Origin of the sequence: Pseudomonas brassicacearum (assembly GCF_918698105.1) — a bacterium.
Lineage (GTDB): Bacteria > Pseudomonadota > Gammaproteobacteria > Pseudomonadales > Pseudomonadaceae > Aquipseudomonas > Aquipseudomonas brassicacearum_F.
The window spans coordinates 56105-74979 of sequence record NZ_CAKKMI010000030.1; the positions used below are offsets into that span (position 1 = coordinate 56105).

General features: G+C 63.6%; 21 protein-coding genes. 4 read left to right on the top strand and 17 right to left on the bottom strand.

Annotated features, from left to right (window positions below):
* Nucleotide 1: 1 nt before the first annotated feature.
* The 14 genes from LQ215_RS14195 to LQ215_RS14260 all read right to left on the bottom strand — a co-directional run bounded on the left by LQ215_RS14195 (nt 2) and on the right by LQ215_RS14260 (nt 13298).
* Nucleotides 2–1249, bottom strand: a complete 1248-nt coding sequence (locus LQ215_RS14195; protein ID WP_230150667.1) for an NAD(P)/FAD-dependent oxidoreductase — start codon at nt 1247–1249, stop codon at nt 2–4.
* Nucleotides 1236–2393, bottom strand: coding sequence for a sodium:proton antiporter (locus tag LQ215_RS14200; RefSeq protein WP_230150669.1), 1158 nt, complete (start codon nt 2391–2393; stop codon nt 1236–1238). Before LQ215_RS14200 ends, LQ215_RS14195 begins: the two co-directional genes overlap by 14 nt.
* On the bottom strand, nt 2390–4732 hold the full coding sequence (locus LQ215_RS14205) for an MMPL family transporter (protein ID WP_230150671.1): 2343 nt from the start codon (nt 4730–4732) through the stop codon (nt 2390–2392). Before LQ215_RS14205 ends, LQ215_RS14200 begins: the two co-directional genes overlap by 4 nt.
* Nucleotides 4716–5309, bottom strand: coding sequence for an outer membrane lipoprotein carrier protein LolA (locus LQ215_RS14210; RefSeq protein WP_230150673.1), 594 nt, complete (start codon nt 5307–5309; stop codon nt 4716–4718). The genes LQ215_RS14205 and LQ215_RS14210 overlap by 17 nt, the downstream gene beginning before the upstream one ends.
* Complete coding sequence (locus tag LQ215_RS14215) at nt 5306–5731, bottom strand: acyl-CoA thioesterase (protein ID WP_230150675.1); 426 nt, start codon at nt 5729–5731, stop codon at nt 5306–5308. The genes LQ215_RS14210 and LQ215_RS14215 overlap by 4 nt, the downstream gene beginning before the upstream one ends.
* On the bottom strand, nt 5724–7268 hold the full coding sequence (locus LQ215_RS14220; protein WP_230150677.1) for an HAL/PAL/TAL family ammonia-lyase: 1545 nt from the start codon (nt 7266–7268) through the stop codon (nt 5724–5726). Before LQ215_RS14220 ends, LQ215_RS14215 begins: the two co-directional genes overlap by 8 nt.
* Nucleotides 7249–8193 (bottom strand): LpxL/LpxP family acyltransferase, encoded by a 945-nt coding sequence (locus tag LQ215_RS14225; protein ID WP_230150679.1) that lies wholly within the window; start codon nt 8191–8193, stop codon nt 7249–7251. Before LQ215_RS14225 ends, LQ215_RS14220 begins: the two co-directional genes overlap by 20 nt.
* On the bottom strand, nt 8190–8924 hold the full coding sequence (locus LQ215_RS14230) for a glycosyltransferase family 2 protein (protein ID WP_230150681.1): 735 nt from the start codon (nt 8922–8924) through the stop codon (nt 8190–8192). The genes LQ215_RS14225 and LQ215_RS14230 overlap by 4 nt, the downstream gene beginning before the upstream one ends.
* Nucleotides 8925–9070: 146 nt before the next feature.
* Entirely contained in the window at nt 9071–10750 is a 1680-nt protein-coding gene (locus tag LQ215_RS14235) for an AMP-binding protein (RefSeq protein ID WP_230150683.1), read from the bottom strand.
* Complete coding sequence (locus LQ215_RS14240; RefSeq protein ID WP_230150685.1) at nt 10747–11292, bottom strand: hypothetical protein; 546 nt, start codon at nt 11290–11292, stop codon at nt 10747–10749. Before LQ215_RS14240 ends, LQ215_RS14235 begins: the two co-directional genes overlap by 4 nt.
* Entirely contained in the window at nt 11289–11543 is a 255-nt protein-coding gene (locus tag LQ215_RS14245) for an acyl carrier protein (protein ID WP_230150687.1), read from the bottom strand. The genes LQ215_RS14240 and LQ215_RS14245 overlap by 4 nt, the downstream gene beginning before the upstream one ends.
* 9 nt (nt 11544–11552) lie before the next feature.
* Complete coding sequence (locus tag LQ215_RS14250) at nt 11553–11813, bottom strand: phosphopantetheine-binding protein (protein WP_230150696.1); 261 nt, start codon at nt 11811–11813, stop codon at nt 11553–11555.
* Entirely contained in the window at nt 11794–12603 is an 810-nt protein-coding gene (locus LQ215_RS14255; protein ID WP_230150698.1) for a lysophospholipid acyltransferase family protein, read from the bottom strand. The genes LQ215_RS14250 and LQ215_RS14255 overlap by 20 nt, the downstream gene beginning before the upstream one ends.
* Nucleotides 12579–13298: a beta-ketoacyl synthase chain length factor gene (locus tag LQ215_RS14260; RefSeq protein ID WP_230150701.1), complete on the bottom strand. Its 720-nt coding sequence runs from the start codon at nt 13296–13298 to the stop codon at nt 12579–12581. The genes LQ215_RS14255 and LQ215_RS14260 overlap by 25 nt, the downstream gene beginning before the upstream one ends.
* Before the next feature lie 360 nt (nt 13299–13658).
* Between LQ215_RS14260 and LQ215_RS14265 the strand changes: the two genes are divergently transcribed.
* Nucleotides 13659–14429, top strand: a complete 771-nt coding sequence (locus tag LQ215_RS14265) for a ParA family protein (RefSeq protein ID WP_230150703.1) — start codon at nt 13659–13661, stop codon at nt 14427–14429.
* 151 nt (nt 14430–14580) lie between these two features.
* On the opposite strand, the gene trxC is transcribed toward LQ215_RS14265, so the two are convergent.
* Nucleotides 14581–15003, bottom strand: a complete 423-nt coding sequence (gene trxC / locus LQ215_RS14270) for a thioredoxin TrxC (RefSeq protein WP_230150706.1) — start codon at nt 15001–15003, stop codon at nt 14581–14583.
* A gap of 176 nt (nt 15004–15179) precedes the next feature.
* A complete protein-coding gene (ycaC, locus tag LQ215_RS14275) occupies nt 15180–15806 on the bottom strand; it encodes an isochorismate family cysteine hydrolase YcaC (protein ID WP_212798710.1) in 627 nt (208 codons plus the stop codon).
* Between the two features lie 204 nt (nt 15807–16010).
* Here ycaC and LQ215_RS14280 point away from each other — a divergent pair, with 204 nt between their 5' ends.
* From LQ215_RS14280 to LQ215_RS14290, 3 genes are all read left to right on the top strand, one after another.
* A complete protein-coding gene (locus tag LQ215_RS14280) occupies nt 16011–16916 on the top strand; it encodes a LysR family transcriptional regulator (protein WP_230150725.1) in 906 nt (301 codons plus the stop codon).
* 608 nt (nt 16917–17524) lie between these two features.
* On the top strand, nt 17525–17800 hold the full coding sequence (locus LQ215_RS14285) for a hypothetical protein (RefSeq protein ID WP_230150708.1): 276 nt from the start codon (nt 17525–17527) through the stop codon (nt 17798–17800).
* A 194-nt stretch (nt 17801–17994) separates the two neighbouring features.
* On the top strand, nt 17995–18354 hold the full coding sequence (locus LQ215_RS14290) for a helix-turn-helix domain-containing protein (protein WP_230150711.1): 360 nt from the start codon (nt 17995–17997) through the stop codon (nt 18352–18354).
* Between the two features lie 133 nt (nt 18355–18487).
* Here LQ215_RS14290 and LQ215_RS14295 read toward each other — a convergent pair whose 3' ends face one another.
* Nucleotides 18488–18841 (bottom strand): DUF6124 family protein, encoded by a 354-nt coding sequence (locus tag LQ215_RS14295; protein WP_230150714.1) that lies wholly within the window; start codon nt 18839–18841, stop codon nt 18488–18490.
* Between the last annotated feature and the right edge of the window lie 34 nt (nt 18842–18875).

The following is an 18875-nucleotide window of genomic DNA, read 5'->3' on the forward strand; positions in this document are numbered from 1 at the left end:
CTCATGGCGCCGGGCTCGCACAGATTTCCGAAAGCATGCGCAGGCGGCGCTTGGGTTCGCTGACAAACGGGTTGCGCTGATCCCAGGCGTAGCCGGCCAGGATCGAGCTGATCATGCGGCGGATGTCGTCCGAGCCTTCGGTGTAGAAAATCACGTCCTGGAAGGTGCCGGCGTACCAGCCCTCGACGTAGCAGCGGAAGGTGTCGACGCCGCGCTTGAGCGGCTCGGCAAACTCGCTTTGCCAATCCACGCTTTCACCTTGCAACTGACGGTGCAGCACGCCGGCGGCCATGCTCGCCGAACGCATGGCAATGGTCACGCCGGAGGAGAACACCGGGTCGAGGAATTCCGCGGCGTTGCCCAGCAGGGCGAAGCCGGGACCGTGCAGGGTCTTGACGTTGGCCGAGTAGCCGCCGATGGTCCGCGCCGGGGTGTCCCACACGGCGTTTTGCAGCACGCCGGCCAGGCTTGGGGTTTCATCGATGAAACCGCGCAGGCAGGCATCGAGGTCGGTGGTGCGGCCGGCGAAATGTTCCGCCGCCGCGACCACGCCCACCGAGCAGCGTCCGCCGCTGAACGGAATGGTCCAGAACCACACGTCGCGTTTGCTCGGGTGAGTGGTGATCAGAATTTTTTCCCGATCGAACGCCGGGGCGTCGATGCGATCCTCGATGTGCGTGAACACGGCCTGGCGCACCGGGAAATTCGACGGGGCCTCAAGGTCCAGCAGGCGCGGCAGGACTCGGCCATAGCCGCTGGCGTCAAGCACGAAATCGGCCTCGACCCGGTACTCGCTACCATCTTCGCGCTGCACGCCCAGTTGTGGCTTGGCGAGGCTGAAGTCGACGCTGGTGATCGCTTGGCCGTAGCGGATCTCCACGCCTTGCAGGGCGGCCTGGTCGGCCAGCAACTTGTCGAAGTCGGCGCGCTGCACCTGGAAGGTCGTGGGCTTGCCGTTGCTGAAGGTGTCGCCGAAATCGAAGGCGCTGTAGCGCTCGCCCCAGGCAAACGCGGCGCCGTTCTTGCGCTGGAACCCGGCGGCATTCACCGCGTCGAGCATGCCGGCTTCTTCGACGAAATCCAGGCAATGGGACAACAGGCTCTCACCGATGGAGAACCGGGGGAAATGCTGGCGCTCGATGACCAGCACATCATGGCCCTTGCGCTTGAGCAGCGCGGCGGCGATGGCACCGGAAGGGCCTGCGCCGATGATGACGACCTGTCGACGTTCCATTTCAACTGTTGGCACTGGAGCTCCTGGCCGGGACGGCAATCGAGGAAATACGGTGGAAACCGGCTACGGCCGGCAGCAATGTGGCGATCAGCCCCATCAGCATCAGCGTGAAGTACAACGCCGGGCTGATGAGCTGTTGTTGCAAGAGCAGATTGAGGAAGACGATTTCACTCAAGCCGCGAATGTTCAGCAGGACACTTTCGCGCCAGCGACTGGCGCCGGCGAATGACCCGGCGGCCCAACCCAGGCCCAGCCAGTTGCCCAGCAGTTTGCTGGCAATGGGCAACAGCAGCAACGCCGTCAATTGCACCCAGTCGAGGCTGCTCATGGCGCTGTGGACGTTGATCTGCACAATGCCGAACGTGAGGATCAGCGGGATCGCCAGGTACGTCTGCAAGCCCTGCATCCAGGCGATATTGAGCGGCAGCCTCAAGGGGACTTTGAGCGCCGCCATGCACAGCAGGTAGCCGATGCCGACGATCAGCGCATTGAGCCGGTAGTGCTCGGCCACCACCAGCAGGGCAAAGAACACACCGCTGTACAGCAACGGCTGGCGCAGGCCAGCCAGGCGCAACAGCAGCGGCATGCAGGCGCCGGCCAACGGCAACAGCAGGCTGCCCAGGTGGAGGCTGCCCTGGGCCAGGCCGAACAGGCTCCAACAGGCCAGGTCGATCAGGATCGCCGTTTGCACCAGTCGCCGAGTGGCGGCGGGTGGATAATCGATGTGACGCAGGTACAGGTACAGCACCGGGATCGCCGTGATCGCAAACAGCAGTCCCACCGCCAGGGAGCTGATCCACGGCTGGGGCGGCAGCAGCCAGAACGCTGTCGCCAGACCGCAGGCGAACGGAACTGCGAAGCTGGGCAGGGCGATTTTCACGCTCTGGCGGTCCAGGCGCAGGTCGATCACGTCACTGAGGATGTGTCCCAGCAACAGCGCGAACGCGAGGCTGTAGAGGTTCTTCAGCCACACCGGCGACACCAGTTGCGCGCCGCTGAGCTGCCAGCCCGGCTCGATCCAGAAATACATCAGCAGCGGCAGGCCGAAGGTCGCCAGCAACAACTGGCTGACAATCGGGATCAGCCCGAAGCGAGCACCCAGGCGAGTGGCGACTGCGAACAGCCCCAGGACCATGAGCCAGAACAGTAGAATCATCATGGGGCGGGCTCCGCGACCGCCGCGGCGGCGTGGGCTTGATGTCCGGCCCATGGCGCCAGCATGAAACTGAAGGCCAGCCCCAGGCTCACCGCCAGGCCGAAGTTACTCACCGCCGGTGTGCTGGACAGCGCCAGCAGGCCGAACGACAGCCAGGTGGTGATCGCCGCCAGCAACGTGCCCAGCAGGCTCACGGCGGCACCGCCGATCTGCTCGCGCATCAGGATCGCGTAGTCGACGCCGATGGCCGTCACCAGCAACAGGCCGAACAGGCTGAACAACGTCAGTGGCTGACCGAGCCAGCCGAGGCTCGCCAGGCTGCACAGCGCAGCCAGCAGCGGCAGTGCCACGATGCGCAAGGCGCCGCCGACGCCAAACGGCCAGATCAGCACCAGCACAATCAGCACGCAGGAGGCCAGTTTCAACTCGGCGGCACTGACCTGCGTGGCGGCGAAGACCCCGTTCAGGTCGCCCAGGCGATCCACCAGTTGTACGCCTGGCAGATCCACCGCCTGTACCCGCAGCAGCGCCGCATCGTTCAAACCTTGCAAGCTGACCACCGCCGCGACGCCTTGCGCTGTTGATCCGAGCCAGAGTGTGCGATACGGCTCGGCCAACGGACCTGCCAGCGCGGCGTCAATGTCGGTCACCGGCAGCGCCTGTAATTGCGCCAGCTCCGCTTGCAGCGCAGCGACCGGGACGCCCAGGTCCAGCAGCGGTTGCCAGAAGGCTGGCAAGCGGGCCAGGGCCTCACGTACGTTCTGCTGTTCGGCGGGCGGGCTGACCAGTTGGTTCAGCGACAGGTAGCCCTGGAGCTTTTCCAGGCCGATCAACTGATCCAGCCGCTCGTTGAGGGCGGTCTGGCGCTCCAGCAGTTGGGACTGATCGTCGGCGCGGATCAGGAAGAACTGGCTGGTGGGCTGGAAACCGGTGATGCGCGCGATGTCGCGGGCTTCGTCGGTGAGGTGCTGGGGCGTGCCGATCCACTGGCGAATGTCGTTTTTCGTGGTCAGGTGCCAGAGTCCTCCCGCGCAGAACGTCAGCAGCAACGTCAGCAGGACCGGCGTGCGCACCCGCTTGAGCAGGGCTTCGCGGACCTTGAGCAGGTATTGGCAGGCCTGGAGCGGCCATTGGGCAGGACGCAACTCTGCGCCCTTGAGCAGCGCCGGCAGCAGGCAGACGGCGCTCAGGTAGGCGCCCACCAGCCCGGCGGCGGAAAATATCGCGATCTGGGTCAGCGCCGGGAAGGGCGTCCAGGCCAGGGCCAGGTAGCCGATGCAGGTGGTCACAAGGCTCAGGCTCAGCCCCGGTAAAGTCAGGCGCAAGGCCGGCCAACTGCGCCACGGCTTGAGGCTCCAGCTCTTGGACAGGTAGTGCAGTGGGTAATCCACGGCCACGCCAATCAGGCTGGAACCCAGGACCAGCGTCATGACATGCATGCGGCCAAACAAGGCCACGCAGGCCACCGCGCCGAACAGTACGCCCACCAGCACCGGCACGAACGCCAGCCATACGCGCAGGCGCCGGAAGGCCAGCAACAGCAGCAGCAAGATGCCGACGGTCGCGCCACCGCCGACCCAGGTGATTTCCCGCGACGCCTGTTGCTGGCCGCTGGCGGCGTACAGCAGGCCGCTGGCTGCCAGCAGTTGACCTTGGGCCTGGCTCGCCTGGTCGCGGCTGTGTTGCAGCAGTTCGGCCACTTGCAACGGCAGGTTCATGTCGAAGGCGTTGCCCTGGGCGCGGGCCCGCAGCATCACCCAGCTTTTACCGTCGGCATCGGCGACCAGCGCACCGCTGCCGATGTCGAATTTTATTGCGCCGCGTTGTGGCTGGCTGTTCTGGATGCGCCCGGTCAGGCCCAGCCAGTCGTCCTGGCTCGGCACCAGGCTGAAACCGCTGAACGGGTCGAACAGGGCCTGCACCCGTTGTTGGATGAACGCCTCGGGCTGCTCGATCAATTGCTCTCGATCCGCCGCCGAGAGCATCGCCAGCCGTCCGTTGAGCAATTGCGTGCGCAGCGCCGGCAAGTCGGCCTGCAACGTCCACTGCACCTTGTCGAACAGACCGCTGGCCTGCCATTGCTCGCCGAGGGTTTGCGCCAGGGCGATGGCTTGCTGGCGATCGGTATGACCGACCAGCACCAGCACCTCGCGATTGAGCGGCTCCTGCATGCGCTGTTCGGCAATCAATTCCAGGGCATCGGGCGAGGTGCCCGGCACCAGCTCCATGAGATTGGCCGACAGCGGCGCGCCGTTGCGCCATTGCCAGCCGGCGAGCGCGAGCACCGCCAGCAGCAGGATCAGGAACAGCCGGGGCAGCATCCGTTCACTCGGCAAAATCATGTTGCTCCGCTTCGCTCAAAGGTAGCGTGCTGTTGCTGTCCTGCATGCGCAGCACGGTACTGTCGCCTTGGGTTTCCAGCAGTTCGATGCGCTGCACCAGTTCGCCGCCGTCGATGTTGATCTGGTTGAAAACCTGTTTGAGCAGCACCGAGCGTGGGGTCAGGGTGAGCTTCCATTGTTGCGGCTCGCCCGACAGGCTCAGTTCGAAATCCCGTTGCAGGCCTGTGCTGTCACCCTGCAACACCGCGAGGAACAGGCGGTTCTGCTCGGCGCCGGCACTCTTGTTCGGCAGCATCTGCCAGGTGCTGCCGTCTCGTCGGGCGATGCCCTGCGGGGTGATGCGGTAGTCCTGTTGCAGCGGGGTTTGCAGCAGCCACAGCAGGCCGTGGTTTTTCGCCAGCACGAAGCGCCCCTTGCTGGTGAGGGGCTGGGGCAGGGCGCGCAGGTGTTTTTCCTGGACGAACTGCCCGTGGATCACTTCCGGGCGGGCCAGTTGGTCGCTCAGCTGTTGCAAGTCGAACGCCTGGGCCAAGGGTGCCAGGCAGCACAGCAACAGCCAGACTGACAGGCGCTTCATGGCAGTTTCCTTTCCACGGCTTCGACAAACACCCGCGGCGAGGCCAGCAGCATTTCGCGACTGGCGAGGTCCACGGCCACTTGCACCGAACTGGCACGGGTCAAGCGCTCGCCGGTGGTTGCGTCGCTGATCAGGTAATTGATCTTCAGCCGGTTTTCCCACTCCACCAGGCTGGCGCGCACGGTCAGGGCCTGGCCGAACACGGCGCTGCGCACATAGCGCAGTTGCAGGTCGATGATCGGCCAGGCGTGGCCGGATTCGAGCATGTCATTGTAGTTGTGGCCGATCAGGTCGAGTAAGGCGCAGCGGGCCACTTCCAGGTATTTGACGTAGTGGCCGTGCCAGACCACGTTCATCGAATCGACATCGAAAAATGGCACCACGACCTGTGTGTCGACGTGCAAGACACCTTGGTTACGCATGCAGCCTCCAGTGTTGCTCGGCGATGCGTTGCAGGCACAGGCGCAGTTCGCCTTCCAGGGCGCGGTCTTCGATCACCGGCGGGAAATCCTCGGCCAGTTGCTCGTGCATGGCGGCCAGGGCCGGCGGCAGTGGGCGCGCGTCTTCGGCACGGCTGCGCAGCCATACGCCCTGGTTGGCGGCCAGCAAGGTGGCGGCAGCGACTTGTTCGGTCAGCTCCAGCACGCGGATCGCGTCCCGTGCGGCGATGGTGCCCATGCTTACCTTGTCCTGGTTGTGGCACTCGGTGGAACGTGAGAACACGCTGGCCGGCATGGTGTTCTTCAGGGCTTCGGCGGTCCAGGCACTGGTGCCGATCTGCACGGCCTTGAAACCATGGTTGAGCATCGCCCGTTCGGCGCTGGCGCCGGACAGGTTGCTCGGCAGGCCATGGTTGTAGCGCTCGTCCACCAGCAATGCGAGCTGGCGGTCCAGCAAGTCGGCGACGTTGGCCACCAGGTTCTTCAGGCTGTCCATGGCGAAGGCGATATGCCCACCATAGAAATGCCCGCCGTGCAGCACGCGCTCGGCTTCGGCGTCGATGATCGGGTTGTCGTTGGCGCTGTTGAGTTCGGTTTCGATGAACGCGCGCAGCCAGCCCAGGCTGTCGGCCAATACCCCAAGCACGTGGGGCGCGCAGCGCAGGGAATAACGGTCCTGCAGGCGATGCAGCGGCGCGGTGGGGGCGTCGATCGCCAGGTCCTTGCGCAGCCACGCGGCGACTTGCATCTGCCCCGGGTGTGGCTTGGCGGCGAACAGGCGTTCGTCGAAGTGTTCCGGGTTGCCTTGCAGGGCGACGACGTTCAGCGCGGTGATGCGCGTCGCCAGTTGCAGCAGGTAGTCGGCGCGGGCGAAGGCCAGGCAGGCCAGGCCGGTCATCACGGCTGTGCCGTTCATCAGCGCCAGGGCCTCCTTGGGCCGCAGCACCAGCGGGGTCCAGCCCAGTTCGCGGTGCACATCGGCGGCCAGGCGCCGTTCGCCACGGAACATCACGTCCCGTTCGCCGGACAGCGTGGCGGCGACGTAGGACAGCGGCGTCAGGTCGCCGCTGGCGCCCACCGAGCCTTCTTCCGGAATCAGCGGCAGGATGTCGTGTTCGAGAAAGGCCTGCAGGCGTTCCAGCAGTTCTACCCGCACCCCGGAGACGCCGTGGCACAGCGACTGCAGACGCGCCGCCAGCACCGCACGGGTGGCCTGGGCGTCGAGCAGTTTGCCCAGGCCGCAGCCGTGGAACGTGTACAGGTGACGCGGCAGGGCCTCGACGTGGTGCAACGGCACGGCCACTACGCAAGAGTCGCCGTAACCGGTGGTCACGCCATAGATAACGCCTTCCTTGTCCAGCAAGGAATCGAGAAATTGCGCACCCTTGGCGATGCGCTGGCGGAACGCCGGGTCATCCTGCAACTGCGTCGGTGCCTGACGGTTGGCCAGGGCCAGCACATCTTCGATGCGCAAGGGGCGTTCGCCGAAGGTTACCGGCTCAAGAGTGGGCATCGTCATCGGTCTTCCAGAATGGGTAAAAGTTGAACCACTGTTGGGGGGCCTGGAGGCAGTATTGCGCCAGGCGCTCGGCGTAGCGGCCGGCCCAGTGGGCGATCACTTGCTCGCGGTCGTTGCGTTTCCACACCACGGCATCGGCGAAAGGTTCGAGGGTGACGCGATAGCGCCCCTCGTGCTTGAGGCACATCAGCAGGTTGACCGGGCATTTGAGCAGGCCGGCCAGTAGCCAGGGGCCCTGGGGAAAGGCGGCCGGGTGGCCCATGAAGTCCACGGTCACGCTGCGCCCGCCGTGCAGCGGTACGCGGTCGCCGGCAATCGCCAGCCATTCGCCGCGCTCCAGGCGCTCGCTCAACTGCAACATGATCACCGGGTCCAGCTCGCTGACCTGGATCAGCCGCAGGTGCGTGGCACCGGCTTCGCCCAGCAAGCGATTGAACTGCTCGGCGTGCTTGGTATGCACCAGCACGTTCATGGTGACTTTCTCGCCCAGCTCGGCCAGGGCCCGGCACATTTCCAGGTTGCCCAGGTGCGCCCCCACCAGCATTTGCCCGCGGACATCGCGCAGATGATTGCGCAGCAGCGCCTTATCGACGATTTCGATCTGCTCGATGCTCAACTTGCCGTTCCAGACGTCGAGCTTGTCCAGCAGGGAGTCGGCAAACGCCATGAACTGCCCGAACACCCGCCAGCGGGTGGGGCGCAGCTCGGGACGTGCGCTCCAGTCGGCCAGGCGCTGCTGATATTGCCAGGCCGCCTGGCGGGCACTGCGGCCGAAAATGAAGAAGTACAGGACGATGCCGTACAGCACCGGGGTCAGCAAGCGCCGGCCGAGCACCTTGGCGGCGACCGCGGTGAGTTTCATCAGCCAGAAACTGCCGCGCTCCTGGCGGTCGGCCCAATGTTGCTTGTCTTGCTGAAGGCTCATGCCCGCCACCGTCGCCAGAGAATCAGGGGAAAGCGCACCAGCATGCCGAAGAACAACCGGGTGTGCATGCTGGAAATCAGCACGTTGTCGTGGAACAGGCGAAAGTGCGAGACCCCGTCCTGGGGGTAATGGACCCGCGTGTGCAGCCACTGCATTGGCTGATTGCGCCAGGCCAGGCGCACGAGGATGTCCGAATCGAAATCCATGCGCTTGCCGATATTGGCCGAGTCGATCAGCGCCAGGGTCGGTGCCAGGGGATAGACCCGAAAGCCGCACATGGAGTCGCGGATCTGCAAGGACAGGCTGTTGATCCAGACCATCACGTGGGTCAGGTAGCGCGCATACAGGCGACCTTTCGGCACGCTGGCGTCGTAGTGCGGATAACCACAGATCACTGCGTCGGGGTGGGCGCGGGATTGTTCGATGAAGGCTTGCACGTCGCCCAGATCGTGCTGCCCGTCGGCGTCCACCTGCAAGGCATGGCTGAAACCCAGGCGCGCAGCCTCGCGCAGGCCGGTCATCACCGCGCCGCCCTTGCCCTGGTTGACGGCCAGCCTGACCAGATGAACCCGCTCGCCCTCGGCCAGCCGATCGAGCACGGCGGCACACGCCGGGCTGCTGGCGTCATCCACCAGCACGCAGGGCAGGCCGTTGGCGAGCAACGCCTGGACCACCGCCGAGATGGCGGTTTCGTGGTTGTAGACCGGGATGACGGCGCAGGGGTTATGCATGCGGCATGTCTCGGTGGCCAAGGAGCATTTTGTGGCGAGGGAGCTTGCTCCCGCTCGAGTGCGAAGCACTCGCTCTTGAAGAACCAGGGGCGGCTGCGCCACCCAGCGGGAGCAAGCTCCCTCGCCACAGTGATTTGTGCAGATGCCTAGGCATTGTTTTCCCCCAACACAATCCGCCCACTGGAACAGGCCGCCGTGTCATTGCGGTAGGCGAAGTACAGCTTGCCGCGCTCGCGGTCGAAGCGCAGGTGCAGTTGGATTGCATCGCCGGGGCGCACCAGTTGCTGGAATTTCAGCACTTCCATGCCGACGAACCGGGGCGGCAGGTCCAGCAATTGGCGGCCCAGGCTCAAGGCCCAGTCGACCTGCACCACGCCGGGCAGTACCGGCGCGGTGGGGAAGTGGCCGCTGAAGTACGCCAGGTCTGGCGGCACGACCAGTTGCAGGTTCCACTCACCGTCGGTTTCGACGCGCTCCAACACTTCAGGAGCCTTGGGACGTGGCGCCATCAGCAGCGCCTCGACCTCGGCCTGGGGCAGTTTGCCCTGGGCGTTGAGCGGTAACTGCCGCAACCAGCGCCAGCGCCGTGGCAGGGCGAGGGTTTCGCAATGTTCGCTCAGGTGTCGGCGCAGGCCCTCGGTCACGGCGCGCCGGCCCTGGTTGCGCAAGGCACGCAGGCCAGCGTCGGTCAGCACCAGCAGCGCGCCGAGGGAGGCGCGATTCTCCTGCACCACCCCCAGCCGCGCTTCGCTGACCCAGTCGTGGGCCACCAGCGCTTGCTCCAGCATCGGCAGCGAGATGCGTTTTTCTTCGAGCTTGACGATACGGTCCAGTCGCCCGAGCAACTCGAAGCGCCCATCTTCGGCGATTCGTGCCGCGTCGGCGCTGTGTTCCACATGCCCGGCCGGCAGATAGGGCGAGGCGATCAGCAAGGCACCGTCGCTGTCCTGGCTGAGCTCGACACCGGCAAAGGGCTGCCACAAACCGCCACCTTGGCGCCAGGCGATGCCGCCGGTTTCTGAGCTGCCGAATATCTCCGTCGGCCATTGTCCCAGGCGCTGCTGCAAGCTTTGTGCAGCTTCGGCGGGCAAGGCGCCGCCAGAGGAAAACACCCGGCGCACGCAGCTCAAGGCCGGCCAATCGAGGTTGTCGCCCATGCGCTTGAGCAGCGCCGGGCTGGCGACCCAGGCGAAGTCCGGTTGCTCGCGGCTGGCACGTTGCAGGTCTTCGGGGAAGGCCAGTTGCCGACGCACGAAAGTACGCCCGGCGCACAGCGGCCACAGCACCCGGAACAGCAGCCCGTAGATGTGCTGGGTAGCAACGCTGCCGATCATGCAGGCCGGGCCCAGGTCGGCACCCCACAGGTGTTCCAGGGCCTGGACCTCGTTACTCATCTGGCGCAGGGTTTTCTCGATGCGCTTGGGCTCGCCGCTGGAGCCGGAAGTGCACAGGCTCAGCCAGCAGTGATCGAGGTCCAGTTCGGCGGCGTCCATCGGCGCCTGTTGCAAGTCGCCGGGATGTGTATCGCCGGGCTGGTCGGTCAGCCACAGGTCCACGTCTGCCGCCCAGCGCTGGCGTGTATGCGCTTGCAGGTCGGCGGGCAGCAGGACCCGCACCCCGGCGCGCCAGGCGCCGAGCAGGGCGACGGCCAGGTCGGCGGCATCTTCCAGGTGCACCGCCACATGCCGCACGCCCCGGGCATGCAGGCCGGCCGCCAGGCGCAACGCCGCGTCCCGCAGTTGCGAGTGATCCAGTGCCGGAGCGACCGCAACGGCGCGTTCCGGCTGAGCCTTGAGCAGCATCTGCTCAAGTGTTATCCAATTCATGGGCGGCCTCTTACCCGTTGTCGTATGAGCCATTCAATGGCAAACAGCAGCCCCATCAATCCGTAGGAAATCAGGCCGGTGTACAACATCCACCAGCTCAGCGGCGCCCAGAGGGTCAGGGCGGCGGCGAGCAAACCGTTACACAGGAAAAACACGCTCCAGGCCACCGTGACCTGGCGCGTATACACCACCGCCTTGGCCGGCAACTGCGGTTCGCGCAGGCGGGCCAGGCGTTCGATCATCGGTGGGCCGTATTTCAGGCTCAGCCCGAACAGCCCGAGCATGAACGCGCTGATCAGCACCGGGTACCAGCGCAGCAGGAGCGGGCTGTCGAACAGCGCGAGCAATACACAAAACACGATTGCCGTGGCCGCCATCCAGCGGCTGCCGGCCCTGCCTTTGCCAAGCAACGCCCGGGCCAGCCACAGGCTACCCAGCAGCAGTCCGAACTGCCACGGGGCGAAGTGCTCCATGCCGAAATACACCGCAAAGGGGTAGAGCAGGCCCGCCAACAGCAAGCCGAGGCCAATCAGCCGGGTCATGCGGCCGGTTGGACCAGTCGATAGACCGCCTCGACCACGTCATTGACGGTGCGCACCGACTTGAATTCTTCGGCGGCGATTTTCTTGCCGGTCTGGCGCTTGATATGGTCGATCAGGTCGACCGCGTCGATGCTGTCGATTTCCAGGTCCTGGTACAGGTTCGATTCCAGCGTCACACGCTCAGGTTCCAGCTCGAAAAGCTCGACCAGAGCATCGCGCAGGGTGTGGAAAATATCGTCACGAGTTTGCATGGTCCGGTCTCAGGCTACGCGTTTTGCAGTGACGAAGGCCGCAAGGCTTGCCACATTGCTGAAATGGTTACGGGTGTCCTTGGCGTCGGCATCTATCTTGATGCCGTACTGTTTCTGGATCGCCAGGCCAAGCTCCAGGGCGTCCACCGAATCCAGGCCCAGGCCTTCGCCGAACAGGGTCTGATTGTCGCCGATGTCGTCGATACCAATGTCCTCCAGGCCGAGGGCGTCGATGATCAGCTGTTTGATGTCACGGTGCAGATCGCTCATCTTCGGCGAGCTCCTTGATGTAATAGTGATGCAAAAAATCGTTGAGCCTGCGCGAAGCCTGGGGGGGCGGGCCGAGCGCGGCGAACGCCTGTGGGTCTATATCGGCCCCGACGCGGAAACTGAAGTGCACGCGGCGCCGGGGAATGCGATACCAGGGTTCAGCCTTGGTCAGGGTCGTGGGGCAGACCTTGATCGTGACGGGCGTGAGGATTTTCGCACCCCGCAGGGCGATGGCCGCCGCCCCCCGATGAAAGGCCGGCACCTGGCCTGGCTGGGTGCGCGTCCCTTCGGGGAAGACGATCAGCGTCTGGCCCTCTTGCAGGGCGTCGCTGGCGGCATCGAGCATGTCCATGCTGCCGTCGTTGCTGATGTATTGGGTCGAATGCAGCGGGCCTCGGGTAAAGGGGTTGTCCCAGAGGCTTTGCTTGACCACGCAGTTGGCGTCGCGCACCAGCCCGATCAGGAACACTACGTCGATCAGCGACGGGTGATTGGCAATGATCATCTGCCCGGGGCGCCCGAGTCGTTCGGCGCCGTCGATCTGGTAGGTGAGCACGCCGGTGCGGGCCATGAATCGGATAAAGAACCAGAACAACCTCCCGACCGTGCGGCGCGCCCTTAGACGGTGTGCCTGGGCATCGCCAGGCCACCAGGCCAGCAACGGGAACACCAGCAAACGCAGGCACAGCCCGCCCAGCCCGAACAGGGCGAAGCTTGCGGCCGTCGCGACCAGGCGCCAGTAATAGGCGTCGCGAGGTTTACCGGTCACCGGTTGCGTTGCCAGGTCCATACACGATTCTTCCAGGCATGTTGGCAGGTGGTTTCGTTATCAAGCAGGGTACGCAACAGATCCAAGGCATGGGGCCAGTCGCTGCCAGGCAATTGACCGTCCTGCGCGTGCAGATCCAGTTGCCAGTCGTCGCCCGGCGTCAGCAGCAGGCCCACGGCATAGGGGAACGGTACGTCATCGACCCACGGTGCGTAGACCTGCGGCGGTTGTTCTTCGGTAATCACCAGCAATACCGCAGGCGAGCCTTCGTTCAACAGCGCGACGGCCTCCAGCACACCGTGTTCCAAGCCGTCGCCGGTAGCGGCCAGGGCGGTCATTTCGCTGGTTTCGCCGCGCATGATCGACCACAGGCCAATCACCGCGTTGTGCACAGACAGGCTGAATTGGGTTGGCGACAGGGGCTGGTCGGCTGCCAGGTCCTTGAGAATCTCAAATGTGCGCGGGGTTTCGCCGTGACGGGAAATAAAGACCAACGGTAGGTCCGGTCGGCCCTCGGCCAGCGGCCAGCCGACACTGAAGGCCATCCGCGCCAGGCGGCTGAGGCGCCGGCGCTGCATGGCCGGCAGGAATGAAACGTCAGGGGCGGCATCGCTGGTCGGCAATACGACCGGCTGTCGGCTCCATGCCTGCCAATCGTCCACGCTTTCGAGCCCAGGGGCCCACGCGCGCCATTGGGCGATATTGAAATTGATCACAAACTTCACCCCACCCCTGCGGGCTTTTTATTGTCACGGTTCAGTGGTTTGACCCGCGTCCAACCCTGCATGGCCTTGCGACCCAAGTGGCGCGCATTATCCCGGTGCGACTGGCTTGTAGCAAATACTGGTTACATTTTGCCCAGCGAAATGTACGAGTTGGTCTGCTCAAAGCCAGGCTTGGACCATTGTCGCGATCAACACGAGCCTGTCTGTCGGTTGTTTCTGTCACGGTCTGGGCGAATTGACGTCTGAATCGTTGGAAAAGCCACGGTTGCCGTAGTCCTTCTACGCAGAAGGTAGCTAAGCGGTGTCGCTGCCTACTACACTCGGGAATCTTTGATACACGGAGGTTTTGACATGCGGCGCGTGGTGTTCAATCAGAAAGGTGGCGTGGGCAAGTCCAGCATCGCCTGCAATCTGGCGGCAGTCAGCGCCAGCGAGGGCTATCGCACGCTGTTGGTGGACCTGGATGCCCAGGCCAACTCCACTCAATACCTGACTGGCCTGACCGGCGATGACATTCCCATGGGCATTGCCGACTTCTTCAAGCAGACCTTGTCGTCCGGGCCCTTCTCGAAAAAGAACAAGGTGGATATCTACGAAACGCCGTTCGACAACCTGCACGTGATCACCGCCACGGCGGAGCTGACGGATCTGCAGCCCAAGCTTGAGGCCAAGCACAAGATCAACAAGCTGCGCAAACTGCTCGAAGAGCTGGAGGAGGATTACGACCGGATTTACCTGGACACCCCGCCCGCACTGAATTTCTATGCGGTTTCAGCATTGATCGCCGCCGATCGGGTGCTGATCCCCTTCGACTGCGATAGCTTCTCCCGACAGGCGCTGTATGGCCTGCTGGCAGAGATCGAAGAGCTCAAGGACGACCATAACGAAGGCCTGGAAGTCGAAGGCATCGTGGTCAACCAGTTCCAGGCCCGGGCCAGCCTGCCACAGCAGATTCTCGACGAACTGATCGCCGAAGGCTTGCCGGTGTTGCCGGTGTACCTGAGCAGTTCGGTGCGCATGCGCGAATCCCACCAGGCCAGCCTGCCGCTGATCCACCTCGACCCGCGGCACAAGCTGACCTTGCAGTTCGTGGAGTTGCATAGCCTGCTGGAAAGCGCCTGATTCTGACCTGTGCAAAACCAATGTGGGAGCAACTGTGTGGGAGCAAGGCTTGCCCGCGATGAAAACGCTGCGGTCTCTTGAGGACCGCAGCGCCTGGATCGCGAGCAAGCTTTGCTCCCACAAAGCCCGCTCCCACAGTTATCTCATGGCTTCAAATCCCCTGGCTACGCAACCAAGCCATCAACTGCGGCAACGGCAGCGCTCCACTCTGGCGCGCCACTTCCCGGCCGTCCTTGAACAGGATCAGGCTGGGAATCGAGCGGATTCCCAGCTGCGCCGATAATTGCGGGTTGGCCTCGCTGTCGAGCTTGGCCAAGCGGCATTTGCCCGCCAGCTGCGCGGCGGCTTGTTCGAACACGGGCGCGAAGGACTTGCACGGCCCACACCAATCGGCCCACACATCCACCAGCAACGGCAGGTCACCCTTGATCTGGCTGGCGTAGTCGCCTTGCTTGAGTTCGAACGGCTCGCTCAATAACACCTGGGCCTTGCAGCGCCCGCACTTGGGCTGGTCGCCCAGGCGTTCGGCGGGTATGCGATTGAGCCCGTTGCAATGGGGGCAGGGGATCAGCATCAGGTCAGTCTCCAGAAAATCATGGGTACAGATTGAACACTATATAGAAACCACCACAAAAACCCCTGTGGGAGCGAGCTTGCTCGCGATAGCGGCCTGACAGTCGATGCACTATTGACTGATACACCGCCATCGCGAGCAAGCTCGCTCCCACAGGGGTAAATCGGTGTTGCTGATTATTTAGCGTTGGTCAGCGTGTTGTAGCTGGTCATCAGGTTGCGGTAGTCCGGGATGTGGTTGGAGAACAAGGTCGCCAGCCCTTCCACGTCGTTGCGCCAGTCGCGGTGCAGTTCACAGGCCAGGCCGAACCAGGTCATCAACTGGGCGCCCGAGGACGACATGCGGTCCCAGGCCGATTGACGGGTCAGCTCGTTGAACGTGCCGGAGGCATCGGTGACCACGAACACGTCGAAGCCTTCGGCCAGGGCCGACAGTGCCGGGAACGCCACGCAGACTTCAGTCACCACGCCGGCGATGATCAGTTGCTTCTTGCCGGTGGCCTTGATGGCCTTGACGAAATCTTCGTTGTCCCAGGCATTGATCTGGCCGGGACGAGCGATGTACGGCGCATCCGGGAATAGATTCTTGAGCTCGGGCATCAACGGGCCGTTGGGGCCGGTTTCGAAGCTGGTGGTGAGGATGGTCGGCAGCTGGAAGTACTTCGCCAGGTCGGCCAGGGCCAGCACGTTGTTCTTGAAACGGTCCGGGTCGATGTCCCGCACCAGGGACAGCAGGCCGGCTTGATGGTCCACCAGCAGGACGGCGGCGTTATCTTTGTCGAGACGGTTGTAGGAAGTGGTCATGGCGTAGCCCTCATTAAGTTTTGGTTGCCGAAGGTGTCGGCTTGGTTAAGGTTTTTAATGTCGGTGTAGCGATGTTCGGTGACTCATCTGGCCGAAGCGCCGGTTTGAATCCGTGTTGCGTTTCGATGGGTGTAGATTAAAACTGGCACCTTTGATGCGCTAGACTGCAAAAATCCGCCTTAGCGTTCTATTTGGAGAACGATCATCGAAGACCTCAATACGCTTTACTACTTCACCCAAGTGGTCGAGCACCGTGGGTTCGCCGCCGCGGGCCGGGCGCTGGACATGCCAAAGTCCAAGCTCAGCCGGCGTATCGCCCAGTTGGAAGATCGGCTCGGGGTACGCTTGCTCCATCGCACCAGCCGCCACTGCACGTTGACGGAGATCGGCCAGGCCTATTACCAGCGCTGCCTGGCGATGCGGGTCGAGGCCGAGAGCGCGGCGGAAGTGATCGAGCGCAACCGCTCCGAACCCCAGGGACTGGTGCGCATCAGTTGCCCGACGGCGCTGCTCAACAGTTGGGTCGGGCCGATGCTGACCCGCTACATGCTCAAGTACCCGCGGGTGGAGTTGTTCATCGAGAGCACCAACCGCCGGGTGGACCTGATCCATGAAGGGTTCGACATTGCCTTGCGGGTACGCTTTCCGCCGCTGGAAAACACCGACATGGTCATGAAAGTGCTGAGCAACAGCACCCAGTGCCTGGTGGGCAGCCCGGCGTTCCTGGAGCGCTTGTCTTCACCGGCCTCCCCGGCGGACCTCAACGGTTTGCCCAGCGTGCACTGGGGGGCGGCGCAGCGGGAATACCAATGGGAACTGTTCGGCCCGGACGGCACCCGCGCACTGATCCGCCATGAACCGCGGATGGTCACCGACGACCTGCTGGCCCTGCGTCACGCCGTGTTGGCCGGCATCGGCATCGCCCACCTGCCCAGCGTGGTGGTGCGCGAAGACATCGCGGCTGGCCGGCTGGTGGAACTGGTGCCAGGCTGGACGCCCAAGTGCGGGATCGTCCATGCGATCTTTGCTTCGCGACGGGGGTTGTTGCCGTCGGTGCGTACGTTGATTGATTTTCTGGCCGAGGAATTCAGCCAGAGTGATATGGCGTAGTGTGGAGGCAGTTATGCCGGCGGATTTCCCTTGTGTGGGGTTGCTTGGGATGGTGGCCTGATAGTTGGTCGGGTTTTTTTGACTGAGTACATATCCATTGTTGCGGTAACGGCTGCTTAGGGTTCCGCCCTTACGGCGGGTCACTTTTGAGAAGCGCAAAAGTAACCAAAACGCTCATGCCCCACCACTCGGCACCTCGCTAGGGCTCGGTGTGCCCTCACTCCGGCATTGCTCCGTGGGCCGCCGCGAAGGGCCATCCATGGCCCAGCGCGGCTATCCCGGCATCCATGCCGGGATGCCCACTCCACAACACCTTCGTTCAGCCAGCGTGGTTAACGGGGCGCTCGAGATCAACGTCCACCGCGAGGCGGCCTAGTAGCCGACCTGGCTCTCACGGTCGTACACCCCTCAGATCTGTTTGAGCAGGACCTATGGGAGCAAAGCTTGCTCGCGAAGGCGGCCTGACAGCCGGCCTGGCTCTCCCATTCGTACTCCAATCCCATTGTGGGGCTTGCACTCAAGGCTGCCATTCATCAGGTGCGCCGCACTGAAAAGGTGTCACGGCCTCAAAAAACACCACGTACCTGTTTGCAACCTCAGGAGGTCCCATGAGCCATCCTCAAGACCCAGCCACTCCCCAAGCAGTGGACAACCCCAACGACGACGGCTTCGTACTCGGCACCGCCGGCCGCGACGAAGACCCCAACGCCGCGCCGTCCTACGCCATCGACCGCCGCCACGACCGGGACGAACTGACCCCTGAAGACGCCCGCGGCATGCCCGGCTATCTCGAGGAAAAACCGGCCAAACCCAAGGAGAAGGGGGTTGAAGAGGCAGAGCCGGGGATCGAGACGCCTGAGCAGGGGAACGATAAGGTTGGGTGAGTAGGCACACGGTTTGGACTGGCGATGAATCACTCAACGCCACTCAGAAACTTTGTGGCGAGGGGATTTATCCCCGCTGGGCTGCGAAGCAGACCCAAAAAGGATGACCGCGATCAGTCTGATACACCCCAGGACCTTATCTCAGGGCCGCTGCGAGTCCGCTAATCGAACAAGTCGCCGCCCATTGGGAGTTTGTGTCGCCGCTGCTGCGCAAACCCAGGAACGAGAAGGACTACGACCGGTTGGTCGCAGCGCTCGATGAATTGCTGGAATTGATTGGCGAAGACGAAGCCCACCCGCTAATGAGCCTGGTGGACATCATCGGTGAATGGATCGAGGCCTGGGATCACCAACATCGGCCAATGCCCAAGGCCAGCGGCGCCGAGACACTTCGCTACCTGATGCGCGAGCATGGCATGAGCCAGAGCGACTTGCCGGGCGTCGGCACCCAGTCGGTGGTATCGGAGGTATTGAGCGGCAAGCGCCAGCTCAATTTAAGGCAGATCCGCTGGTTGGCGGAGCGCTTCGGCGTATCGGTTGAGACCTTTATTTGATGGCTTGGCGCGGCGCACTAACTGTGGCGAGGGAGCTTGCTCCCGCTCGGCTGCGAAGCAGTCGTCGCTTTTGAGGTTTTGGGGCCGCTGCGCAGCCCAGCGGGAGCAAGCTCCCTCGCCACAGGGGGATGCGCTATGTCGACTGGCGGGGCTCGACGTTGTCCAGTGCCCGGTTCGCCAATAAGCTGCTCAGTTCGATCAGTTGCTGATGAATGCCCATGGCAATGTGTCGCCTGGAGCCTTTCAGGTCGAATGCCAGGTCGCTGACCATGGCGTTGGCCGAGGCCAGGTTTTCGCTGAGGTTGGCGAGCAGGGTTTCGGTGTCGACGCCATTGACGACGGTGAACAATTGGCCTGGATCGGCCTCGGGTTTGCTGGGCTTTGGGTTGAGGTAGTCGTCGAGGACGCGGTCAGCCGTTTCGTCGAATTCTTTTGAGTTTGGGTGGGCTGGATCGGTATCGGGTGGGTTGGGGGTTGCTTTGAACATGGTGAATCTCCGTGATTGATTGGGCCACCACGAC

Excerpts from the sequence above, each read along its gene's own strand:
- LQ215_RS14200 (WP_230150669.1), bottom strand. The coding sequence starts at position 2,393 with ATGATGATTCTACTGTTCTGGCTCATGGTCCTGGGGCTGTTCGCAGTC.
- LQ215_RS14205 (WP_230150671.1), bottom strand. The coding sequence starts at position 4,732 with ATGATTTTGCCGAGTGAACGGATGCTGCCCCGGCTGTTCCTGATCCTG.
- LQ215_RS14210 (WP_230150673.1), bottom strand. The coding sequence starts at position 5,309 with ATGAAGCGCCTGTCAGTCTGGCTGTTGCTGTGCTGCCTGGCACCCTTG.
- LQ215_RS14215 (WP_230150675.1), bottom strand. The coding sequence starts at position 5,731 with ATGCGTAACCAAGGTGTCTTGCACGTCGACACACAGGTCGTGGTGCCA.
- LQ215_RS14220 (WP_230150677.1), bottom strand. The coding sequence starts at position 7,268 with ATGACGATGCCCACTCTTGAGCCGGTAACCTTCGGCGAACGCCCCTTG.
- LQ215_RS14225 (WP_230150679.1), bottom strand. The coding sequence starts at position 8,193 with ATGAGCCTTCAGCAAGACAAGCAACATTGGGCCGACCGCCAGGAGCGC.
- LQ215_RS14230 (WP_230150681.1), bottom strand. The coding sequence starts at position 8,924 with ATGCATAACCCCTGCGCCGTCATCCCGGTCTACAACCACGAAACCGCC.
- LQ215_RS14235 (WP_230150683.1), bottom strand. The coding sequence starts at position 10,750 with ATGAATTGGATAACACTTGAGCAGATGCTGCTCAAGGCTCAGCCGGAA.
- LQ215_RS14240 (WP_230150685.1), bottom strand. The coding sequence starts at position 11,292 with ATGACCCGGCTGATTGGCCTCGGCTTGCTGTTGGCGGGCCTGCTCTAC.
- LQ215_RS14245 (WP_230150687.1), bottom strand. The coding sequence starts at position 11,543 with ATGCAAACTCGTGACGATATTTTCCACACCCTGCGCGATGCTCTGGTC.
- LQ215_RS14250 (WP_230150696.1), bottom strand. The coding sequence starts at position 11,813 with ATGAGCGATCTGCACCGTGACATCAAACAGCTGATCATCGACGCCCTC.
- LQ215_RS14255 (WP_230150698.1), bottom strand. The coding sequence starts at position 12,603 with ATGGACCTGGCAACGCAACCGGTGACCGGTAAACCTCGCGACGCCTAT.
- LQ215_RS14265 (WP_230150703.1), top strand. The coding sequence starts at position 13,659 with ATGCGGCGCGTGGTGTTCAATCAGAAAGGTGGCGTGGGCAAGTCCAGC.
- trxC (WP_230150706.1), bottom strand. The coding sequence starts at position 15,003 with ATGCTGATCCCCTGCCCCCATTGCAACGGGCTCAATCGCATACCCGCC.
- ycaC (WP_212798710.1), bottom strand. The coding sequence starts at position 15,806 with ATGACCACTTCCTACAACCGTCTCGACAAAGATAACGCCGCCGTCCTG.
- LQ215_RS14285 (WP_230150708.1), top strand. The coding sequence starts at position 17,525 with ATGAGCCATCCTCAAGACCCAGCCACTCCCCAAGCAGTGGACAACCCC.
- LQ215_RS14295 (WP_230150714.1), bottom strand. The coding sequence starts at position 18,841 with ATGTTCAAAGCAACCCCCAACCCACCCGATACCGATCCAGCCCACCCA.